Raw genomic sequence first — 23622 nt, 5'->3', positions numbered from 1 at the left:
GCAGTGGCGCCAGACGTCCAAGACGGGTGGCGAGACAATCCACATCTTCCCAAGCGGCAAGAACGCATTGAGGGTGCACCTCGATGGATGACCCGCGGGCGCGGGAACTGCGTGAGATCGAATTGGCCGTGGCCCCCACGCCGGAACTGTTCGAGATCGAACGAGCCGTGGCGCCGATGCTCGACAGGGCTCTCGACGACTGGGTCCCGGTCGACACCCTGATCTGGAACGCCATCCAGGTCGTCCCCGAGGACAGCGACCGCTTCGCGGGATTCTTCGCCACCGTGCTCGGATACCTGCTCCGCGAAGGCCTGATGATCGTGGGAGCCATCGGTGACACGGGGTTTGAGCCGTGGACGTCGTCCGTCGAGGACACTGTGGAGCGGGTCATCCGCGACTGCCAAGCAGTCGATTGGTCACCTCAGGGGAGCCTGTGCTGGCTGTCGAACACCCCGAAAGCAGACCAGCGGGCCCGAGCGCGCAACCGCGTCTGGCGCAACCGGAACTGACCAGAGCCCATTCGGGGTCATGCGCCGCTCCGACTACAGTCGAGTCGCTGGTAACGGAGTCGCGACAAGGGCGGCCGGTGGCGTCAGCCGCACGAGAAGCAGCCCGACGTCGTGCCCCAGCGAGCAAGTCCGACGTGCCCGCTACGGACGCCGGCCGGCTCGGCGGCGGCCGTGGCACAGAATCCAGGCTCCGGCGAGTAGTGCACCGAACGCGAGCGCGAGCAGATCGCTGACGTGGGTTCCGGTGGCGGCAAGCGGCCCGCCGCCCGGTGGGCGCTCAGGCGGGACGTTGTCCCCAGGTGGGCCGGGATCGTCGGGCGGTGTCGGCGGTTCGCCGGAGGTGACCGGGGTTTCGGTCGAGCAGCCGGGTTCGGCCGGGGTAAGGCAATTCGCGCCGGGCGTGGTCGAGGTGACCGCGTTGCGCAGCTTCCCTTCTTCAGCACCGGCCGTGACCGAGTACGTCACAACCACCTTCTGCCCGACGGCGAGCTTGCCGTGCCACCGGAGCAGCTTTCCGTCCAGGGCGACCGATCCACTCGTCGCCTTCGCGTCACCGTTGTACGTCGCTCCACTGAGGACACTGGTCAGATCGTCGGTCACCGCGGCGTCGTCGTAGGTACCGGTGCCGGTGTTGGTGATCGACAGCGTGTAGGCGACCTTGCCGCCGCGAGCGACTCCGCTCGACGGTGACGCGGTCTTGGCGATGACCATCGACAGCACCGGTGTGCGGGTGGAGCAGGCGGGATCCGCCTGCCCTGACGGCGGGCAGTTGGTTCCCTCGTCACTCGACACGGCGTTGTCCAGGAATTGGTTCCCCCGCACGGGTTTCGCCACGGTCACCGAGTAAGTGACGGTCGCCGCCGCACCGGGGGCGACCGTGCCCGTCCAGGTCAGCCGAGGCGAGGAATAGCCGACGGTGCCGACGTCGGCGACGGCGTCGTCGTTGTACGCCGCGTCGTCGAGAACCTTGGTCAGGTCGTCGGTGAACGAGGCGCCGGGGTATGGCGCTTCACCGGTGTTGCGCACGACCACCGTGTAGGTGACCTTGTCACCCGGTGCGGCCACCGCCGGGCTGGCCGACTTGGTGATCCGTAGTGCGGGTGTCGGCAGTTCGGTGCGGCAGTCGGGGTCGTCGGAGCCCTCTTCGCAGTTCGATCCCGCGCCGGAGACCACGTTGACCAGGCGTTTGTCTCCCGCATTGGTCACCACGAACGAATAGGTGACGGTGGCCTTGGCGCCGGGGGCCAGGGAGCCGGTCCAGATCAGCGTCGGCTTCACGACGGTGACGGTCACCGTGCCGATGTCCGCCTTCGCGTCTCCGTTGAAGGTGGCGTCGTCCACCACCCCGGTCAGGTCGTCGGTGAAGGACGCGGCGGGATCCGTCGCCGCGCCGACGTTTTCGACGGTGACGGTGTAGGTCACGGTGTCGCCGGGCTTGACCTTGTCGGGGGTGGCCGTCTTGCGGATCTTCAGCGCGGGTACCGGCGTGACCGTTCCACAGTCCGGATCCGCCGTGTCCGGCGGGCACGTGCTGTCCGGTGTGCCGGTGACGGCGTTGGTGAGTTTCTTGTCGCCTCCGGGCGGCCGGTTCACGGTCACCGAATAGGTGATGGTGACCGTGGCGCCGGCCGCGACGTCGCCGGTCCAGGTCAGCACCGGGGCCTCGTAGCCGGTGGTGCCGCCGGTCGCCGTCGCGTCGTCGTTGTACGTCGCGTCGTCGAGCACCCCGGTCAGGTCGTCGGTGATCCGCGCTCCCGGGTAAGCCGCGGTCCCGGTGTTCTCAATGAGCACCGTGTAGCTGAGCCGCTCGCCCGGCCGCGGAGCGGACGGTGCCGCGGTTTTGGCGATCCGCAGGGATGCGAGCGGGGTGACGGCGGAGCAGTCCGGATCCGTCGAGCCCGGCGGGCAGGTCGAGTCGTCGGTGCCGGTCACCGTGTTGCGCAGCGTCCGGTCTCCGGTGGGTGGTTTGTTCACGGTCACCGAATAGGTGATGGTCACCGTGGCACCGGCCGGCAGGTCCGCCGTCCAGGTCAGGTTCGGCTCCGTGTACTCGACGGTGCCGCCGGTGGCCCGTGCGTCCCGGTTGTAGGTCGCGTCGTCCAGGACACCGCTCAGATCGTCGGTGAACCGGGCGTCGCGGTAGACGCCGGTTCCCGGGTTGCTCGCGGTCACGGTGTAGGTGACGACATCACCCGGCTTCGCGCTCGCCGGTGCCGCGGTCTTGGCCAGCACCAGCACCCCGATCGGGGTTTCGGTCGCACAGTCGGGATCACCGCCGCCGGCCGGGCAGGTGGAGCCGTCCGGCCCGACGACGACGTTGGTCAACCGCCGGTCACCGGCGGGCGGTTTGCCGATGGTGACCGAGTAGGTGACCGTCACCGTGGCGCCGGCGGCGACGTCACCGGTCCAGGTGAGTTTCCGGCTCGGCCCGTCGAACGTGGTGACGCCCGAGGTGGCGGAGGCGTCACCGTTCCAGGTGGCGTCGTCGAGGACGCCGGTCAGGTCATCGGTGAACGTGCCGCCCGGGTACGCCGCCGGGCCGACGTTGTGCACCGTCACGGTGTAAGTCACCTTGTCCCCGGGCATGGCCGAGGCCGGGCTCGCGAACTTTTCGATCTCCAGGGCACCGATCGGGGTCACCGTGCCGCAGGCGGGGTCCGAGCCGCCCGGAGGGCAGGTGGATCCGTCCGGGCCGGTGACCGCGTTGCGCAGGACCTTGTCCCCGGCCGGTGGGGTGCCGACCTTCACCGAATAGGTGATGGTGACCGTTTTCCCGGTGGGGATGTCCCCGGTCCAGGTCAACGTCGTCGACGCGCTGTCGTAGCCGGGTTGCGCAGGGGTGGGCAGCCCGTCGACGGTGGCGACGGCGTCGGCGTTGTAGGTGGCGTCGTCGACGACGCCGGACAGATCGTCGGTGAGCGTCACCCCGGTGGCGGCCGAACCGTCGAGGGTGCGCGCGGTCAGGGTGTAGGTCACGACGTCGCCGGGTTTGGCCGAGTCCGGGGCGGCCGATTTCGTGATCACGAGGCCGCTGATCGGCTCGTCGGTGCCGCAGGCCGGGTCCGTGGATCCTTCGGGGCAGGTGGAGCCGTCCGGCCCGACGACGACGTTGGTCAGCCGCTTGTTCCCGCCCGGCGGGTTCGCGACGGTCACCGAATAGGTGATCGTGACCGTGCCGCCCTTGGCGACGGCACCGGTCCAGCCCAGGGTTCTGGCGGTTTCGGTGTACTCCACGGCGCCGGAGGTCGCGGTGGCGTCCTTGTTGTACGTCGCGTCGTCGACCACATCGGACAGATCGTCGACGGCGGTGGCGTCCGTCCAGTCCGCCGTGCCGTCGTTGGTGAGCACGACGGTATAAGTGACCTTCTGGCCGGGCATGGGCTTCTTCGGCGTGCTGCTCTTGGTGATCTTCAACGTCGCCACGGCGACCTTCGCGGCGCAGGCCGGGTCCGTACCGCCTTCGGCACAGTTGCTGTCCGGGACCGTCACGACGTTGTCGAGCTTCTTGTCGCCACCCGGTGGCGAAGCGATCGTCACCGAATAGGTGATCGTCACGGTCGCACCGGCGCCGAGGTCACCGGTCCAGGTCAGTTGCTTTCCCCCGGCGTCGTAACGGGGTTTCGTCAGTTCGGCGCCCTCGGAGAGGGCCATGGCGTCGTCGTTGTAGGCGGCGTCGTCCACCACGCCGGACAGATCGTCGGTGACGACCGTCCCGGTGGCGGCCGCCGTTCCCTCGTTGGCGACGGTGACGGTGTAGGTGACCTTGTCGCCCGGTTTCGCGTCGGTCTTGTCCGCCTTCTTGGTGACGACGAGCCGTTTGGTCAGATCCGGGGCGATCGAACAGCTGGCCAGGTCGGTGATGGGCCAGGACCCTCCGGATTCGGAGGTGATCCGGCCGACCTGGTTCGTGTGCGCGTTGCCGCCGGGAACCTGCTGGGAAACGCCGGTGCGCGGATCGACCTTGTACAGCGCTCCGCCGTAGTAGCCGAGGTAGATCGAGCCGTTCAGGAAGGCCATGCCGTAGTTGTTGAAGCCGTTGGACGATCCGGGACCGGTGACCTTCACCGCCTGGGTGGTCTCGCCGGTGTCCGGATCGAAGCGGTAGACGTAGCTCTGTCCGCCGTAGACGATCCCGTAGTACACGCCGCCGGAGGAATCGACGAACAGGTCGGGGACGAGCGATCCTCCGGCGAACACGGGATCGTTCGCCGGGACGGGCTTCAGCGTGGAGCCGCGGGAAAACGTCTTCGTCGCGCCGGTGGCGAGATTCATCGCGAACAGCACCGGCGCCCCGCCGTTCTGCGCGCCGTAGAGCATCCCGGAGGCGGGGTCGGCGCCGAGCCCGCCCCAGTTCACTCCGGCGGGGAGCTTGCGGGTCTCTCCCCCGGCGATCTCGTCGGTGACGACGTTCGTCCCCGAAACGTGCTTGTAGAGCGTGAGATTCCCGGTGGTGTAGCTGGAGTAGAAGGCGGCGACCCGGCCGGTGTCCGGGTCCTTGCCCAACGCCATGTTCGTCGACCAGTAGTCGGGCGGCCCCGATCCTGCCCGTTTGCTGATCACCGTGTTCTGGATCTCCGCGTCACCCGACGCTCCCGTGCGGAACTGCATGCCGGACCGGAAGTTGCTGTAGTACAGGTGATCGCAGTCGAATGTCGAGGGGTCGTTCTCCCCCTGCACCGGCCACGTCGCCGCCTCCGCCGTCCCCGTCACGACGAGGGCGGTCAGCGCGACGGCGGCTATCGTGCCGAACACCGCCATTCGGCGCGTCAACGGCGTCACAACACGTCGCCAGACTTTTCCGACGACCATGAACGCCTCCCGCCGGTGATCAACTCAGCTCGACGCTACAAGGTCGGGCGAGACACTCAACTCAGGCTTCGGCGCACCACCTGAACGTGTCAATCTCAGCGGAATGAACCAGCCCTGCCGGGTTAACCCGGCTGCGAATTCGTTCGACTCACCACTGGTGCCGAAGCCCTCGATGAGCGCGGCACCAGGTTGTCCAGAATGGACAAAGCCGGGATCGCGCGGACGGACGCTGGACCACCCCGAGCAAAGTGCCCGATCACCAGTCCAAGGCGCTGTCTTCGCCGACCGACTTCAGCGGGGTCACCGTCGCGTGGCCCTGACCGAGCAGATGGGCGTCGCTGCCCGGCGACAGCTCGCCCTCGCCCGTGACGGCGGTGAGGGTGAACGCGCCGTCCTCGCCGTTCTGGACGTGACTGCGCACCGCACCGAATTCGGCCAGCCCGGTGCGCTTCACCGGTCCCGCCTCGGCACGATCGGGCACGTTGAGGTTCAAGACGGTGCCGGCGGGCAGTCCCGCGAGCTTGTCGAACAACGTCGCGGCGACCGAGACGGCGGTGTCCCAGTGGGGTCGCGGGCCGGGGTCCAGTCCCACGTCGAGAGACACCGCGAGAGCCCTGGCGCCGTTGATCGAGGCGGTCAGCGCCGCGCCGACCGTGCCCGAATGCAGGATCGCGCGGCCGACGTTGGCCCCGTGGTTCACCCCGGACAGGACGATCTCCGGTGGATCGCCGAACGATCCCTGCGCGGCCGCCAAGGCGATCAGCCCGGGGTGCGCGGAGACGGCGAACACCGGGACATCGGGCAGGCCGGGCAATTCCCGCCGTTCGACCGCGACGCGGCCCTCGCCGCCGGCGCCGGTCAGGCCCGCACTGGTTCCGCTCGCCTCCGCCGCGGGCGCGGCCACCACCACGTTCCAGCCGTGGTCCGCCGCACCGCGGGCCAGCGCCGCCAGGCCCGGCGAGTCGATGCCGTCGTCGTTGGTGATCAGGGCGCGCATCAGGACGCCTCCCACGGCTTCAACCGTACTCGCCCGGTGAGTTCACGCACGGCCTCATCGCTCCCCGAACCGAGACCGTGCCGGGTCACATTGATCGCGCCCGCCGCGGCCCCGAGCTTCACCGCGTCCTCCAGTGACCGGCCTTGTGCCAGGCCGACCGCGAGCCCCGCGGTCATCGAGTCTCCGCCGCCGCGCGTGTCGACCGGGGTCAGGTCGGGTGACTCGACCAGGACCAGCCGTCCTTCGAGGTAAGCGAGTGTCTCCTCGGCCGCGCGGGAGACGACGACGGCGCGCGCGTTGCCCGACGCCAGCTCGCGGCAACCGTCCGCGAGATCGGTCAGCGAATCCGAATTGGCCAGCCCGTCCTCGACCATCTCCTCGTGGCTGACCTTGATCACCGCCGGCTCACCCGCGAGCGCACAGGCGAGCCGCTCCCCGGACAGGTCCACCACGACCGGAGTGCCGTGGCCGCCCAGATCGCGGGCGAGCCGCTCGTACACCGAATGCGGCACGGGCACGTCGTCCTCGTCCGGCCCGCTGAGGATCGCCACGTCCGCGCGCAAAGCCTGGACCAGGGTCAGCTCGTACAGATCGTCGAGTTCGTGCCGGGTCAACGCGTCGGCGGGCATTCTCACCATCTCGTCGCGACGGCCGTCACGCCGATCGTGCACGTAGGCGCCGTTGCGGGCAGCGACTTCACGAACCTCGGCGGTCACGCCGATCAGATGCCGCAACACCCGTCCCGTTTCCCCGCCGAGCGCGCAGCACAACACCGCCTGCCCGCCGAGGGCGTCGATCATCCGTGATTGCCATACCCCCTGTCCGCCCGCGTGCACGTGGACGTCCGGCGCCCCGTCCAGTTCCTCCACCGTCACCGTCAGCTGCGGAGACGGCGCGAACACCGCCACTCGACCCTCAGTCATACCGGTCTATTTACCCATTTCGCCGGATTCCACTCGTGACTCCGAGGAGTGCCGGTGCGGTGCCCGGTGCGGTCACCGCCCCGGGCACCGCGACCGGTCATTCGGCCGCCATGCGCTCCCTCAGGCTTCGGGGACGCATGTCCGTCCAGACCTGGTCCACGTGGTCCATGCACTCCTGACGAGTGCCCGTCTTGCCGTCGGGACGCCAGCCCTCGGGGATCTCCTTGCCCGCGGGCCAAAGCGAGTACTGCTCTTCGTCGTTGATCAGGACCTGGAACGTGGTGTCGTCGTCCATCGGTTCTCTCTCCCTAACTTGCGGTGGTTTCCACTTCGGATGGTTCGGGCGTGACGGAAAGCCCGCGCAGCGTGCGGTTGAAGGTGGTGAGCAGCGTGACGACCGCGATGGCGCCCGCGCACGCCAGTACCGCGGTGGAGCCGGGCAGGAGCTCGACCAGCCAGCCGCCCAGCGCGGGGCCGAGCGCGGCGGCCAGGCCACCGGTCACTCCCAGCACGCCGCCGAGACGGCCGCGTAACTCGTCGGGTGTGTTGAGCAACTGGTAGGTGCTGATGGCCGTGTTGGCGGCGGGCGGCAGGAAGGCGATTCCGGCGAACAGCAGGCCCATGAGGTATCCGCTGTGCACGAAGATCGCGAGCGGTGTCAGGACGGTCAAGGCCCAGAACACGCCGGCGATCAGCACATACGGGCTGAATCTGCGGTACAGGACGGGCGCGGCCAGCGCACCGAGCACCCCGCCGCCGCCGAGCATCGCGGCCATGACGCCGATCTCCCCGGAGGGCATGCCCCGGCCGTCGGCGAGCACGATGATCACCAGGTAGTAGGCCGAGAAGAACAGGTTGAGACCGACCACGCAGAACGTCGTGACACGTAGCCGAGGTTGCCGCCACACCCACTTCAGTCCTTCCGCGATCTCCTTGCCCAGATGCGCGGGCGGCCGGGACGCGGTGGCCCGGCGGACCGGGAGGCGGACGAAAAGCAGCGAAACAAAGGCGAAGAGGTGGGTCACGACGTCGAAAACGAACGGCACGAACCGGCCGAAGGAGAACAGGAACCCGCCGAGCGCGGTACCCGACAGCTGCCCGGCGCTCGTTCGCGCGGCGTTCAGCGACACCGCCGACGGGACCTGATCGGCCGGAACCAGCAGCGGCAGGCTCGCCTCCTCCGCCGGCTCGAACAAGGCGCGGCAGACCCCCATCACCACCGCGACGACGACCAGGAGACCGACTCCGGCCGTGTCCCACCACAGCGTGAGCACGAGCGCGGCGGCCGCGATCGCCTGCGCGGCCTCGCAACCGAGCATGATCCGCTTGCGGGACCAGCGGTCCGCGAGCGCGCCGGCGGGCAGCCCGGCGACCAGCTGGGCGATCGCCACCGCGCCGACCACGAGTCCTGATTGGACACCGGAGCCGGTGATCGCCAGCACCACCAGAGGAAAGGCGATCATGGTGGTGCTGAACCCGGCCTCGGAGACGACCTGTCCGGTCCACAGGAGACGGTAGTCGCGATGGTTCCGCAGCCCGCTCACGTCTCGTCACCGCGGCAGTCGGACGCGATGGCGCGCAAGGCGTCGGCGAAGTCCGCGGCGACGGCCGCCACCGTGGCCCGCGTGTTCAGGTGTGGCTGGTAGTACCAGGAGAACTCCAGACGACCGTCCCGCACCCCGCCGACCACTTCGAGCACGTGCGGCGGGCGGTTCCCGGGGTCTTGTTCGCGCCCGAGTGGCGCGTGCGCCCGGCGGTAGAAACCGCTCCCCTCGCTCGCGTGGTCGCCTTGACCCAGGTAGTTGAACGCGACCTCCGGAGCCGTGTCCCCGAGTTCCGGGAACCGGAAATACCGCAGGGCGCCGTAGCCGAAACCGTTGCCGGGCAGGGCACGCAACTGCTTCCGGGTCGCCTTGACGAGTTTCCGCCAGCCCGCCGAGTCGTCGATCATGAGCCCGACGGGGAACAACGTGGTGAACCATCCGACGGTCCGGGACAGGTCGACGTCGTCGAGGATCTCCTCGCGGCCGTGGCCCTCCAGATCGACCGCGACGGCGGATTCGCCCGTCCAGCGGGTGAGTGCCCTGGCCAGCGCGGTCAGCAGGACGTCGTTGATCCGGGTCCGGTAGGCGCCGGGGGCCAGGTGCAGCAGGGCGTCGGTGTCCCGCTCGCCGACCTCCACGGTCACCGATTCCGGTGGCGCGGGCGGAACTCCGGTGTGGTCGCGCGGAATCGTGCGACCGGGAAGCTCCCGCGACCAATGCCCGTGTTCACCGTCCAGTCCGCCGGCTTCGACGTACTCGCGCAGCCGGTGCGCCCACTCGCGGAAGGACGTCGTCTTGGTGCCGAGGTCGGTCTTCTCACCGGCTTCGATCTGCCGGTACGCGCGTTCGAGGTCTTCGAGCAGGATGCCCCACGACACCGCGTCGACGACCAGATGGTGCGCGGCGAGCAGCAGCCGGGGATTCTCCGCGCCGTCCGGTTCCGTCAGCACCGCGCGCAGATGCGGCGGCCGTGCCAGGTCGAAACCGGCCTGCGCGTCTTCGGCCTCGTCCGCCAAGTCGGCCGCGGGCACCTTCTTCAGCACCGGCCTCGGCTCCGGCGGTTCGTTGTACTGCGTCCACCCCGCCTCGGTCCGCTCGAAGCGCAGACGCAGCGCGTCGTGCTGGGTGATGACGGCGTCGAGCGCGAGCCGCAGCGACTCCTCCTCCACCGGTCCGGCGAGTTCGACGAGCACCGACTGGTTGAAATGCGCCGGATTGGCCGGTTCGGAGGCGAAGAACCACCGCTGGATCGGAGTCAGCGGAACGTCTCCGACGGCGGCCTCGCGGTCCGCGTCGGCGGTGTCCACCGGTTTCACCACCGTCGCCAGCTCGCCGACCGTCTGGTGGGTGAACAGGTCCTTCGACCGCATCGCCAGCCCGGCCTGCCGGGCACGGTGGACGACCTGGATGCTGAGGATCGAGTCGCCGCCGAGATCGAAGAAGTTGTCCGTGGCACTGACCCGGCCCAGGCCGAGGACTTCGGCCCACAGGTCCGCGAGCACCGCTTCCGTCTCGGTGCGCGGCTCCACATGGCCCGCGCTCCGCACCGAGGACGGGTCCGGAGCCGGCAGCGCCGCGCGGTCGACCTTGCCGTTGGCCGTGATCGGGATCGCGTCCACCGGGACGAAGATCGACGGCACGAGGTAGTCGGGCAACGTCTCGCCGAGGAAGACCCGCGGCTCCGCCACCTCGCCGACGACGTAGGCGACAAGCCGTTTGTGGCCACCGATCTCACGAGCGACCACCACCGCGTCCCGCACGTCGGGATGACGGCGCAACGCCGTCTCGATCTCGCCGAGTTCCACCCGGAAACCGCGGATCTTGACCTGCTCGTCCACGCGGCCCGCGAACTCCAGTGCGCCCCGGGCCGTCCAGCGGACCAGATCGCCGGTCCGGTACATCCGGCTTCCCCGGTCACCGAAGGGATTCGCCACGAACCGGTCCGCGGTCAGTCCCGGACGGTGCAGATAGCCGCGGGCCAGCCCGGCGCCGGAGACGAACAGCTCGCCGGTGGTCCCGATCGGCACCGGCCGCAGCGCGGCGTCCAGGACGTGGACCTCGGTGTTCGGGATCGGGGTACCGATCGGCGGTGGGCCCCCCGGGGTCAGCGGCTCGCTCCACGAAGTGACCACAGTGGACTCCGTGGGCCCGTACGCGTTGATCATCCGCCGTCCGGGCGCCCACCGGTCCACCAGCGCCGCCGGGCAGGTGTCCCCGCCGACGATCACCGTGCGGAGATCGGGCAGCTCCACCTCGGGCACGGTGGCCAGCGCGATCGGCGGGATCAGCGCGTGGGTAATGCGGCGCCGTCGCAGGACGTCGGCGAGGTGGGTGCCGAGCAGCGGCCCCTCGGGCGGGAAGACGAGCGCGGCGCCGGCGGGCAGGGACAGGCACAGTTCCAGGATCGAGGCGTCGAAGCTCGGCGAGCTGAAGGCGAGCACACGATCACCCGGCCGCACCTCGCCATGCTCGATCTCGGCGGCCGAGAACGACGCGAGCCCGGCATGGGTCACGACGACCCCCTTGGGCCGCCCGGTCGAGCCGGACGTGTAGATCACGTACGCGGGCTGTGCCGGGTCGGCCCGGACACCGAAGTCGGTGTCGTCGTATCCGGCCGCGTCGAGTTCACCGTCTACCACCAGGACGGGGTCGGCGTCCCGCAGCATGAACTCGATCCGTTCGGCAGGATAGCCGGGATCCACGGGCAGGAACGCGGCACCGGTCTTGGCGACGGCCAGTTCGGTGACCACGAGCGCCACCGATCGCGGCAGCCGGACGGCCACGATCCGCTCGGGCCCCGCGCCCCGCTCGGCGAGGGACCGAGCCAGCCGGTTCGCCCGCGCGTTCAGTTCGGCGAAGGTCAGTGAACCGGCGTCGGACACCAGCGCGGGCGCGGTGGGGGTCCGGCGGGTCTGTGCTTCGACGAGTTCGGCGAGGGATGCGGCCGGGATCTCGCGCGCGGTTTCGTTCCAGGTTCGCAATCGGTCGAGTTCGCTCCGCGGCAAGGACGGCAGAGCCGCCATCGGCCGGTCCGGCTCGGCGGCGAGCGCGGTCAGGAGCGCCCCCAGCCGTGCGATCAGCCGGTCGATGGTCTCCGCGTCGAACAGTCCGGTGTTGTAGTTGATCGCCCCGTGCACCGTGTCGCCGTCCTGCTCGAACTGCACGAGGAGGTCGAAGGGGGCCGACACCGCGGGCAGCGCGACCTCCCCCGCGACGAGCGTGCCGGATCCGGGCCGGTCACCGGTGTTCTGCAGCACCACCATGGCCTGGAACAGCGGGGTCCGGCTCGGGTCGCGGACCGGTTGCACGGCGTCCACCACGCGCTCGAACGGGATGTCCTGATGGTCGAAGGCGTCGAGCACCACGGACCGCACCTGCGTCAGGAAGTCACGGAACGAACGGGTGATGTCCACAGTGGACCGCAGGGTCAGGGTGTTGACGAAGAACCCGACGAGGCGTTGCAGTTCGGCGCGTTCCCGCCCGGCGGTCACCGTGCCGACGGCGACGTCCCGCTGGCCCGCCCACCCGGCCAGCAGGACCTGGCAGGCGGCCACCAAGGTCATGAACAGAGTGCCGTCCTGGGCGGTGGCCAGCTCCCGGAGCTTCGCGACGACGTCGGCGGGAAGCTCGAACCCCCTCCATTCGCCCTCCGTCGTGCGCACCGCAGGGCGTGGCCGGTCGGTGGGCAGCTCGAGGGGTTCCAGTCCGGCGAGACGCTCCCGCCAGTGGTCCAGCTGGCCGGCGAGTTCGGGCCCGTCGAGGAGTTCCCGTTGCCAGGACGCGAAGTCCGCGTACTGCACGGGAAGCTCGGGCAGTTCCGGGTCTTCACCGCGGACGAGGGCGGTGTAGACCTCGTCGAGTTCGGCGGCCAGCACACCCGCCGACCAGCCGTCGGTGACGATGTGGTGCAGCGCCAGCAGCAGGACGTGCTCTTGGGACGTGCGCCGGAAGATCCGTGCCCGCAGGAGCGGCCCGGTGCGCAGGTCGAACGGGCGCGACGCTTCCCGTGCCAGCACGTCTTCGTCGAACTCCTCGACCGGGAGGTCGACGCCATACGGCTCGTGCACGACCTGGACGCCGCGGCCGTCGATCGCGTCGAACGTGGTGCGCAGCGATTCGTGGCGCGCCACCAAGAGATCCAACGCCTGTTTGAGGGCGGCGACGTCGAGTTCCCCGCGGAGCAGCAACGCCGTGGGCGACAGGTATCCGGCCCCACCGGGCTCGAACTCGTCGAGGAACCACAACCGCTGCTGGGCGAAGGACAACGACAAGGCACCGTCGCGGGCGACGACCGGGATCGGCCGCGCTCCGGCCCCGCGGTCCGGCAGCGCCGCGGCGAACCGGCCGAGGGTCGGTGCGGTGAACAACGCGCGCGGCGAGACGTCGGTGCCCAGTTCCGTTCGCACCCGCGACGTGATCCGCATACTGAGGATCGAGTCGCCACCGAGTTCGAAGAAGTTGTCCGTCGCACCGATCCGGTCGAGCTTCAAGACCTCCGCCCAGATGACGGCGACACGGCGTTCGGTCTCGGTCCGCGGTGCCACGTACTCGGCCGCGGCGTCGCGACCGGGCGACGGCAGCGCTCGCTTGTCGACCTTGCCGTTACGGGTCAGGGGAAGGGCGTCGAGCGCGACGAACGCCGACGGGACGAGGTGGCCGGGCAGGCGGTCCCGCAGCCAGTCCCGCAGTTCCCGGGTGTCGCCGACGACGTACGCGACGAGGCGTCCGTCGCGGGCGGCGACCGTGGTGTCGGTGACCGCCGGATGCTGCCGCAGCACGGCCTCCACCTCACCGGGTTCGACCCGGAACCCGCGGATCTTGACCTGGTCGTCCACGCGGCCGAGGTAGTCGAGCCGTCCGTCGGTGGTCCAGCGCACCCGGTCGCCGGTCCGGTACATCCGAGTGCCCGGCGGGCCGAACGGATCGGCGATGAAGCGGTCCGCGGTCAACCCCGGGCGGCCGAGATAACCGCGGGCGAGCTGGACACCGGCGAGGAACAACTCCCCCGGTATGCCGGCCGGGACCGGCGTCCCGGTGGCGTCCAGGACGTAGGCCCTCAGGTTGGGCAGCGGGCGGCCGATCAGCGGCCGGTCTCCCTCGACCGGGGTGTGGACGGAGTCGACCGTCACCTCGGTGGGGCCGTAGTAGTTGTGCGCGGTGACACCGGACGCGACCAGCTCGCGCCACAGTCGCTCGCCGGTCGCCTCACCGCCGACGAGGACCGTGCCGGGCCGGTGTTCCCCGCTCAGCAATCCGGCCTCCAGCAGCTGCTGGAGATACGTCGGAGTCAGGTCCATCAGATCGATCCGGTGGTCGCGGACGTAGCCGACGGCGGCGTGCGGATCGAGCCGGGTGTCGTCGTCGAGCACGTGCAGCTCGTGCCCGTCGACCATGGCGAGAAGCGCTTCCCAGGACGTGTCGAACGACGACGACGCGGTGAGCGCCACCCTGCGGCGCTCCTCGGTGAGGAAGACGCGGCGGTGCGCGGCGAGCAAGTTCATCAAGCCGCGGTGGTCGATGACGACACCCTTCGGCGTCCCCGTCGAGCCGGAGGTGTAGATGACGTACGCCGCGGTGTCCGCGCTCGCCCTTGTCGCGGCCGAGGTCGCGGGACCCGGGTCCGTCCCGTCCAGCACGACGACCGGCCGCGCGTCCTGAAGCAGGAACCGTTTCCGGTCCTCCGGAAGGCCGGCGTCGATCGGCAAGTAGGTCGCGCCCGCCTTGAAGATCGCGAGGATCGCGATGACGGCTTCGGCCGAACGGGGAAGCACGACGGCGACCACCGTCTCCGGACCCGCACCCCGGGCGGCCAGGTGTCCTGCCAGCCGCGCGGCGCGGGCGTCGACCTCGGCGAAGTCCAGCACTGTGTCACGGAAGACCAGCGCGGTTTCGTGCGGCACCCGGGCGACCGTCGCCTCGAAGGCGTCCAGCACCGTGCCGGACGGCACGTCGATCAGCGGACCTCTGCCCGCTGACAGCAGCTCGCGCCGTTCGGACGGCGACAACGGGGACAGCGCGTCAAGGCGGCACCGCGGGTCCGCGACGATGGCACGGACGAAACCGGCGAGCTGATCCGCGAGACGGCTGACCGTGTCCGCGTCGAACAGCCGCGGGTCGTAGGAGAGTTCGAGCCCGAGCTTGTCGTGCAGGTAAGCGGTGAGATTCAGCGGGAAGTTCGTCGTGTCGAGCGATTCGACGTCGAGCACGCGCACATCGGCCTGGCCGCTGTCCTCGATCGGGTAGTTCTCGAACACCACCACGCTGTCGAACAGCGCCGTACCGGCGGGAACGGCCGTGAACGCCTGCAGTTCGGGCAGGGCGAGGAAGTCGTAGCGGCGCGCATCGGCCTGCGCCGCCTGGGTTTCCCGCAGCCAGTCGAGCGCGAGGTCCCCGCCACGGACCTCCACGCGCGCCGGGACCGTGTTGATGAACATGCCGATCATCGACTCGACACCCGGCATCCCCTCCGGGCGGCCGGACACGGTCGTCCCGAACAGGACGTCGGTTTCCCCGCTGTAGCGCGCGAGCAGCAACGCCCACGCGCCCTGCACGATCGTGTTGACCGTGAGCGCGGCGGACTTCGCCGTCTGGTGCAGTTTCGCCGACTCCTCCGGGGAAAGTTCGACCAGGACCGCCTCCGCGGACTCCGCCCGATGCGCTTCCGCAGGCCGCCGATCGAAAGGCAGCGGGGTCGGGGTGGTGAACCCGTCCAGGACGACGCGCCAGTGCGCCTCCGCCTCGGCGCGGTCCTGCGCGGCGAGCCAGGCCGGATAGTCGCGGAACGGCCGTCGCGGGACCAGTCGCGCGGGGCGGCCTTCCACGATGGCCGCGTACTGCTCGCACACTTCACCGAAGACCTGGGCCGTACTCCAGCCGTCCAGCAGGACGTGATGCGAGGTCCACACCAGCTGCACCTCGTCCTCGGCGAGCCGGGCGATCGCCAGCCGCATCAACGGTGGCGCGGCCAGATCCATCCCCGCCGCCACGTCGCCGGCGAGCAGTTCCTCCAGTTCCCGGTCCTGCGCGTCCGGGGTGAGCGCGCGCCAGTCGTGGTGCCGCACCGGGACCACGACCTCGCGATGGACCCGCTGGACCGGCTCCTCGATGCCGTCCCAGGCGATACTGCTGCGCAGGATCGGCGTGCGGTCGACCACGCGCTGCCAGGCCTCGGCCAGCGCGTCCGGCCGGCTCACGCCCGCCAACCGAAGCCGGAACTGGTCGAAGTAGGCCGTCGATCCGGTGTCGACCAGGCTGTGGAACAGCATGCCCGCCTGCAACGGCGTGAGCGGGTAGATGTCCTCGACATCGCGGCCGTCGCCGGCGAGGCGGTCGACGTCTGCCTGCGAGAGCCGGGCCAGCGGGAAGTCCGACGGCGTGCGCCCACCGCTTTCAGCACAATGCGCGATGATCCCGCGCAACGCGCCGAGCATGGCCTCGGCGATCCCGCGCACGGTGGCTTCGTCGTGCACCTCGTCGGAATACTGCCAGGTGAGATGCAATTCGCCGGCTTCGACGACGCCGACGACGTCGAGCAGATACGGACGGACGCTTTCCGGATCGCTGTCGTGCCCGAGGGTTTCCCCTCTGCCCCGGATCCATCCGCCGGTAGAACTCCCCATGTCCCAGCGGCCGTGATAATTGAAGGAAATCCGCGGTTCGGGGGCCGCCCGTAAAGCGGAACCCGGTGTTCCGTCGCCGCTCGAGTAGCGCAAAGCCCCGAAGCCCGCGCCTTTCGCCGGAACCGCGCGCAGTTGCTCCTTCACGGATTTGAGGACGTCGCCCCAATCTCCTTCGGGCACGGCGAGCGAGAGCGGGTACTGCGCGGTGAACCAGCCGATCGTGCGCGAAAGGTCCAGCGGGCCGGCGATCTCTTCGCGACCGTGGCCTTCCATGGCGATCACGACCCGGGACCGGCCCGTCCAGTGGGCCAGCGCCCGGCCGAGCGCGCTCACCAGCACATCGTTGACCTCCGTGCGGTACGCGCCGGGCACGTCGCGGAGGAGCGCGGTGGTCTCGGCCCGGCCAAGTGACACCGAGACACCGCGCTCCGACTTCACGGTGTTGCGCCCCGGACGGTCTACCGGAAGGTCCGTCCGAGCTCCGCGAAACGCAGTTTCCCAGTACCCGATTTCCTTGTCGAGTCTTCCCATATTCACGTATTCGCACAGCGAACGAGCCCAATACGTGAACGATGTTCGCACCGGCGCCAGGATTTCTCCCCGATACGCGCGTTCGAGGTCGGACAGCAGGATCCGCCACGACACCCCGTCCATGACGAGATGGTGGGCGGTGAGGAACAGCTGCGGAGCCCGGTCCCGGAAGGTGAACAGCACCGCGCGCCACAACGGCCCGGCGGTCACGTCGAGCGACGTCTGCGCCCGCACCGCCTCGGTGTGCATGGCGGCGGACACATCGTCCACTTCGGACAGATCAACCTGCCTCAGGAGGTCGTCCGCACCGGCCGGGGCAGGTTCCTGCACCCACCTCCCGGCCGGGCGGGAGAAACGCATGCGCAGCGCGTCGTGGTGCTCGCCGACCCGGTTCAGCGCGGAGATCAGTCTCGCCATGTCCACAGAGGACAGGACGACGTGCACGGACATGGTCAGCCGCCACGGCTCGTCCAGCCGCTCGAACAGCCAGGACTGGATCGGGCCGAGCGGCGCCGGTCCGGCGTCGTCCACCTCGACCTGCTCCGTCGGTGCTTCGGTACGGGCGACATGCGCGAGTTCGGCGATGGTCTGGTTGCGGAACAGATCCTTCGACGACAGCGTCAACCCCGCCTGCCGGGCCGCCGCGACGACCTGGATGCTGAGGATCGAATCTCCCCCGAGACCGAAGAAGTTGTCCTCGACGCCGACCCGGTCGACGCCGAGGACCTCCGACCACACCCCGGCCAGCACGGTCTCGACGTCGGTGCGCGGGGCCACGTACCGGTTCTCGGTCCGGGCACCGGGCTCCGGCAGCGCACGGGTGTCGAGCTTCCCGTTGGCGTTGAGCGGCAACCGCTCCAGCGGGACGAACACTGCGGGCACCAGATGCGCGGGCAGGGAGCGGCCGAGGAACTCCCGCAGCGCCGTCGTCCCCGGCACGGGTCCGGTCAGGTAGGCGACGAGCCTCCGCGCGTCACCGGTCCCGTGGGCGACGACGGCGGCCGCCTCGACGTCGGGATGCGCGACGAGCGCCGCTTCGATCTCACCGGGTTCGATACGGAAACCGCGGATCTTCACCTGGTGGTCGGCCCGGCCGCGATAGTCCAGCTCACCGCCGCCGGTCCACCGCAGCAGATCGCCCGTGCGGTACATCCGCGTGCCGGATCCGCCGAAGGGGTCCGCGACGAACCTCGACGCGGTGAGGCCGGGTCGGTCGAGATAGCCGCGAGCCAGGCCCGCGCCGGCGACGTAAAGCTCACCGGTCACCCCGGGCGGGACGGGAGCGAGATCGGCGTCGAGCACGTAGGTCCGCAGGTCCGGGATCGGGGCCCCGACGGTGGCCGTCCCGTCCGCTTCCAGCGCCCGGTACGTGACGTGCACCGTGGTCTCGGTGATGCCGTACATGTTCACCAGCCGCGGCCCGTCCGGATGCCGCCGGTACCACTCCGCCAGTCGTGCCGGATCCAGCGCTTCGCCACCGAAGATCACGTATCGCAGGCCGAGCTCCGGAGCCGGCAGCGTGCTCAGCCGGTAGAACGCCGACGGGGTCTGGTTCAGGACCGTCACCCGCTGTTCGGCTAGCAACGCCACGAAGTCTTCCGGTTCGCGGACCGCGTCCTGCGGGACGACCACGAGCCTGCCGCCGTGCAGCAGCGCGCCCCACAGTTCCCAGACCGAGAAATCGAAGGCGTAGGAGTGGAAGAGCGTCCAGACGTCGTTCTCGTCGAAGCCGAACCAGTCCGCGGTCGAGGAGAACAGGCGAGTGACGTTGGCGTGCGGGATCAGCACGCCCTTGGGCACACCGGTGGAGCCGGAGGTGTAGATGACGTACGCGGTGTTGTCCGGCTCGACCCGCACCCGCGGAGCGGTGTCCGGGCGGCCGTCGGCCTCGACGGAGTCGACGACGGACACCGGACGCGCGTCGGCCAGCGTCGCCTCGATCCGCGCCGCCGGATACGCCGGGTCGATCGGCACGTACGCGGCGCCCGTCTTCAGCACGGCGAGCACCGCGACGACGAGGTCCGCCGAACGCGGCAGCCGTAACGCCACCAGCCGTTCCGGCCCCGCCCCCTCTTCGATCAGCCGGTGGGCGAGGCGGTTGGCGCGCCGGTCCAGTTCGCCATAGGTCAGCTCCGTGCTCCCGCTCGTAACCGCGACGGCGTCCGGAGTACGCGCCGCGCGCTCGGCGAACAGTTCGTGCAGTACGGGCGAAGGTTCCGCGTCCGCCTTGCCGTTCCACTCGAGCAGCACCCGGTCGCGTTCGGCCGGGCTGATCCAGGGCTGCCGTCCGAGCGGCAGTTCCGGGGCCGTCGCGATGCCGTCGAGCAGGCGGCGAAGCCAGCCGGTCAGCCGTTCGATCGTGGCGGGGTCGAACAGATCGGTGTTGTAGTTGACGAGCGCGTCGAGCCGGCCGCCGATCTCCTGGAAGTGGATCGTGAGGTCGAAACCGGCGGTCACGACGGGCGGCGCCAGCTCTTCGACGTCCAAGCCCGCCATCGACGGCCGGGTGTCCGGGGTGTTGTGCAGTACCACCAGCACCTGGCACAGCGGGGTGCGGCTGGTGTCGCGCTCGGGCTGCAGGTCGTCGACGACCCGGTCGAAAGGCACGTCCTGATGCGCGAACGCGTCCAGGACGGTGTCCCGCACGTCGTCGAGGAAGGCGTCGAACCCGAGCTTCAAGTCCACTGTGGACCGTAGGACGAGGGTGTTGACGAAGAACCCGATCATGCCTTCGAGGTCGGTCCGCTCACGACCGGAGACGACGGTGCCGACCGCGATGTCGTCCTGCCCGGACCAGCGCGCGAACAGGAGTTTGCTCGCGGCGAGCAGCGTCATGAAGAGGGTGCCGCCCTGGTGCCGCGACAGCTCCTTGAGCCGCGCCGTGGTCCCGGCGGGCACGCTGAATTCGTGCAGGGCACCGTTCTTGGTGCGCACGGCCGGACGGGGCCGGTCGGTGGGCAGGTCGAGCGCGGGCACGCCGTCGAGGCGGTTGCGCCAGAAGCTGAGCTGGGCGTCGAAGTCCGTGCCTCGCAGCCGTTCCCGCTGCCAGACGGCGTAGTCCGCGTACTGCGCCGGCAGCGGCGCGAGAACCGGCTCCTCGTCACGACGGAACGCGCTGTAGCACGTCGCCAGCTCGGCCAGCAGCACGCCGGAGGACCAGCCGTCGGTGACGATGTGGTGCAGCACGACGGTGAGCACGTGGTCGCCGGGCGCGAGCCGGGTCAGCGCGACCCGCAGGGACGGCCCGCTGTGCAGGTCGACGGGGCCGGTCGCGGCGGCGAGCGCGCTGTCCAAGTCGCCTTCGGTGACGGGCACGTCGACGGCGTAGGGCGGGTGGATCACCTGGACGCCGCGGCCATCGACGGTCGCGAAAGTCGTGCGGAGGGACTCGTGCCGGGCCACCAGTGCGGTCAGCGCGCGGTTCAGCGCGCCCGTGTCCAGCTCACCGCGCAGCCTCAAGGCCGTCGGCGACACGTATTCGGCGCTGCCCGGTTCGAATTCGTCGAGGAACCACAACCGCTGCTGCGCGAAGGAAAGCGGCGCCTCGAACCGGCCGCCGTCCCTGGGCAGCACCGGAATCGCCGCCTGCGGCTCGGTGCTCTCGGGCAACCGCAGGGCGAGGCGCGCCGGAGTGGGCGCGGTGAAGACGAGCCGCGCGGGCACCTCGGCACCGAGCGCGTCCCGAAGCCGCGCGAGGACGCGGATGCCGAGGAGGGAGTCGCCGCCGAGTTCGAAGAAGTCGTCGTCGACACCGACGCGTTCGACCCCGAGGACGTCGGACCAGATGGCGGTCACCAGCCGCTCACGGTCGTTCCGGGGAGCGACGTACGGCGTCGAGGTGGTGTGGCCGGGGTCCGGCAGGGACCGCCGGTCCAGTTTTCCGTGCCTGGTCTGCGGCAGCCGGTCCAGGCCGACGAACGCCGACGGGACGAGATGGCCGGGAAGGACGCGGTGCAACTCGGTCCGAAGCCGGGCGAGGTCGGCGTCGCCGACGACGTAGGCGACCAGCTTGCCGTCCCGTGCGTCCACGGCGGCGTCCGTGATCGAGGGCTGGGCGCGCAGCGCCGCCTCGACCTCGCCGGGCTCGATCCGGAAACCGCGGATCTTGAGCTGCTCGTCGAGGCGGCCGAGATGTTCCAGCCGCCCGTCGGCGGTCCAGCGGGCACGGTCGCCGGTGCGGTAGAGCCGGGCGCCGGGCGGGCCGAACGGGTCGGCGGTGAAGCGGTCCGCGGTCAGCCCCGGGCGGCCGAGGTAGCCGCGGGCGAGCTGGGCGCCGGCGAGGCACAGTTCGCCGGGAACCCCGGCGGGTACGAGCCGCGACCCCTCGTCCAGGACGTAGGCGGTCACGTTGCCGAGCGGCCTGCCGATCACCGGCCGGTCACCGGTGACCGGCGCGCACGTGGCGTCCACAGTGGACTCGGTGGGCCCGTAGTAGTTGTGCGCCTCCGTTCCGGATGCGGCGAGTTCACGCCAGAGGTCACCGTCGAGGGCCTCGCCGCCGACCATGAGGAACCTCGGCCGGTGCGCTCCGTCGAGCAGCCCGGCGGGCAGCAGCTGCCGCAGGTAGGACGGTGTGACGTCGAGGAAGTCGACGTGCTCCTCCCGCACGTAGCGGGTCAGCCCGTCCGGATCGAGCCGGGTCTCTTCGGTGACGACATGCAGTTCGTGGCCGTCCGCCAGCAGGAGAGGGCCTTCCCACGACGTGTCGAACGAGAGGGTCGCGGTCAGCGCGACACGCATCCGGTCGCGGCCGAACACGGCGCGATGGTTGACGAGGAGATTGACCAGGGCCGCGTGACCGACGACGACACCCTTCGGCGTGCCTGTCGAACCCGAGGTGTGGATGACGTAGGCCGCGTCCGACGGTTGCGGCGGAGCCGGTCGCGGCCGGTCGGTGGTGACCGCGAAGGTGTCGTCGAGGACCACGACCGGCCGGGTGTCGGCCAGCAGCGTCCGGATCCGCTCGGGTGGCAGGCCGGGGTCGACCGACTGGTGCACGGCACCCGCTTTGAGCACGGCGAACAACGCGACGATCGCGTCGGCCGAACGCGGCAGCACCACCGCGACCACCCGGTCCGGGCCGGCGCCGCGCGCGGCCAGTTCCGCGGCGAGGCCGTCGGCGCGGGCGACGAGTTCGGCGAAGGTCAGCCGGGTGCCGCCGCAGACGAGCGCCGTCTCGTCCGGCCGGGTCTTCGCCTGGTGGTCCAGCAGGTCGACGATGGTCGTCGCCGGGACCTCCAGCCCGTTGCTCCCCCAGGACAGCAGGCGGCGTTCTTCGGCGTCGCCGATCAGCGGCAGATCAGCGATCCGGCGCCCGGGGTCGGCGGCGATTCCGGCCAGCAGCCGCAGCAGGTGCCCGATCAGGCCGTCGATCGTGGTGGCGTCGAACAGTTCGGTGCTGTATTCGACGAGCCCGGCCAGCCTGCCGCCGGATTCCTCGAACTCGATCGAGAGGTCGAAGTTCGCCGCGTCCCGCGCGACGTCCGCCGGTTCCACGGCCAGGCCGGGGAACTCGGGACCGTCACCGGAAGCGGAGTGCAGCAGCACCATGACGTCGAACAGCGGGTTCCGGCCGGCGTCACGATCCGCCCGCACGGCGTCCACGACCGCGTCGAACGGCACGTCGTCGTGGGCGAAGGCGTCCAGCACGGTCCGGCGGGCGTGAGCCAGGTGCTCGGTGAAGGACGAGGACCGGTCGACGGTCGAGCGCAGGACGACGGTGTTGACGAAGAAGCCGACGACTCGTTCGAGTTCCGGCCGCTCACGGCCCCGCACGACCGTGCCGAGCGCGATGTCCTCCTGTCCGGTGTAACGGGCGAACAGCGTTTGGCACGCGGCGACGAGCACCGTGAACAGCGTCGTCTCCGACGAGCGCGCCAGCTCCGCGAGGCGGCCTGCGACCTCCGCGGGCACGGTGAACTCCCGTGTCGCGCCGTCGGTGCTCCGGACGGGCGGCCGGGGCCGGTCGGTGGGCAGCTCCAGCGGGACGACGCCGTCGAGGTGCGACTTCCAGTAGTCGAGACCCGCTCCCCGAAGCGACCGGTTTCGTTGCCATACGGCGAAGTCCGCATACTGCACCGGCTGCGCGGGCAACCGGGCGCGTTCGCCGTCGCGGTAGAGCAGGCCGAGTTCCTCGGTCAGCACGCCCATCGACGCGCCGTCGGTGACGATGTGGTGCACGCACACCAGCAGCACGTGCTCGGTGCCGGTGAGCCGCAGTAGCACGGCGCGCAGCAGTGGCCCGCGGTGCAGATCGAACGGCCGGGTGTACTCGGCGCGCAGGACGTCGTCGAGCTCGCCGGGCCTGACGTCCACGACGGGCATCGCGACCTCGTGGGGTGGCCCGACGATCTGGAAGCCCTCGCCGTCGATCTCTTCGAAGGTGGTGCGCAACGGCTCGTGGCGAGCGACCAGCAACCGCAGCGCGGTGGCCAGCGCGGCACGGTCGAGCGGTCCGGTCAGGCGCAGGGCGAACGCGCTGTTGTACTCGGGGTCGTCCGGCCGCAGCCTGCTGAGGAACCAGAGCCGCCGCTGGGCGGCCGAGAGCGGGATCGGGCGGGAACGGTCGGCGGCGGCCGGGATCTCCGGCGCGGGTCCGGCCGTTCCCGCCATCCGCGCGCGCAGCACCTCCCGCAGGTGGGCGGGCAGTGCCGCGATGCGGTCCTGTCGGGACGAGGTCATGGTGGCGTC

At 70.3% G+C, this 23622-nt stretch carries 7 protein-coding genes; 1 reads left to right on the top strand and 6 read right to left on the bottom strand.

All coding sequences use genetic code 11. The annotated features are described in order from the left end of the window. The first annotated feature begins 83 nt into the window (after positions 1-83). Complete coding sequence (locus tag CVV72_RS05795) at positions 84-509, top strand: hypothetical protein (RefSeq protein WP_219151393.1); 426 nt, start codon at positions 84-86, stop codon at positions 507-509. Between the two features lie 141 nt (positions 510-650). On the opposite strand, the gene CVV72_RS05790 is transcribed toward CVV72_RS05795, so the two are convergent. From CVV72_RS05790 to CVV72_RS05765, 6 genes are all read right to left on the bottom strand, one after another. Further along, positions 651-5288: a DUF11 domain-containing protein gene (locus CVV72_RS05790; protein ID WP_255632754.1), complete on the bottom strand. Its 4638-nt coding sequence runs from the start codon at positions 5286-5288 to the stop codon at positions 651-653. Positions 5289-5574: 286 nt separating this feature from the next. After that, positions 5575-6330: a 5'/3'-nucleotidase SurE gene (surE, locus tag CVV72_RS05785; RefSeq protein ID WP_255632545.1), complete on the bottom strand. Its 756-nt coding sequence runs from the start codon at positions 6328-6330 to the stop codon at positions 5575-5577. Further along, positions 6315-7238 (bottom strand): 1-phosphofructokinase family hexose kinase, encoded by a 924-nt coding sequence (locus CVV72_RS05780; RefSeq protein ID WP_255632544.1) that lies wholly within the window; start codon positions 7236-7238, stop codon positions 6315-6317. Before CVV72_RS05780 ends, surE begins: the two co-directional genes overlap by 16 nt. Before the next feature lie 97 nt (positions 7239-7335). Continuing rightward, positions 7336-7533 (bottom strand): MbtH family NRPS accessory protein, encoded by a 198-nt coding sequence (locus CVV72_RS05775; RefSeq protein WP_219151391.1) that lies wholly within the window; start codon positions 7531-7533, stop codon positions 7336-7338. Positions 7534-7546: 13 nt separating this feature from the next. After that, positions 7547-8782, bottom strand: a complete 1236-nt coding sequence (locus CVV72_RS05770; protein WP_219151390.1) for an MFS transporter — start codon at positions 8780-8782, stop codon at positions 7547-7549. Next, the gene (locus CVV72_RS05765) at positions 8779-23613 is read right to left on the bottom strand and encodes a non-ribosomal peptide synthase/polyketide synthase (RefSeq protein WP_219151389.1); all 14835 of its coding nucleotides are present in this window, start codon (positions 23611-23613) and stop codon (positions 8779-8781) included. Before CVV72_RS05765 ends, CVV72_RS05770 begins: the two co-directional genes overlap by 4 nt. Between the last annotated feature and the right edge of the window lie 9 nt (positions 23614-23622).

It is taken from the genome of Amycolatopsis sp. TNS106 (assembly GCF_019330265.1).
GTDB lineage: Bacteria > Actinomycetota > Actinomycetes > Mycobacteriales > Pseudonocardiaceae > Amycolatopsis > Amycolatopsis lurida.
This window is presented reverse-complemented; position numbering and strand designations above follow the sequence as displayed.

Excerpts from the sequence above, each read along its gene's own strand:
- CVV72_RS05780 (WP_255632544.1), bottom strand. The coding sequence starts at position 7,238 with ATGACTGAGGGTCGAGTGGCGGTGTTCGCGCCGTCTCCGCAGCTGACG.
- CVV72_RS05795 (WP_219151393.1), top strand. The coding sequence starts at position 84 with ATGGATGACCCGCGGGCGCGGGAACTGCGTGAGATCGAATTGGCCGTG.
- CVV72_RS05765 (WP_219151389.1), bottom strand. The coding sequence starts at position 23,613 with ATGACCTCGTCCCGACAGGACCGCATCGCGGCACTGCCCGCCCACCTG.
- CVV72_RS05775 (WP_219151391.1), bottom strand. The coding sequence starts at position 7,533 with ATGGACGACGACACCACGTTCCAGGTCCTGATCAACGACGAAGAGCAG.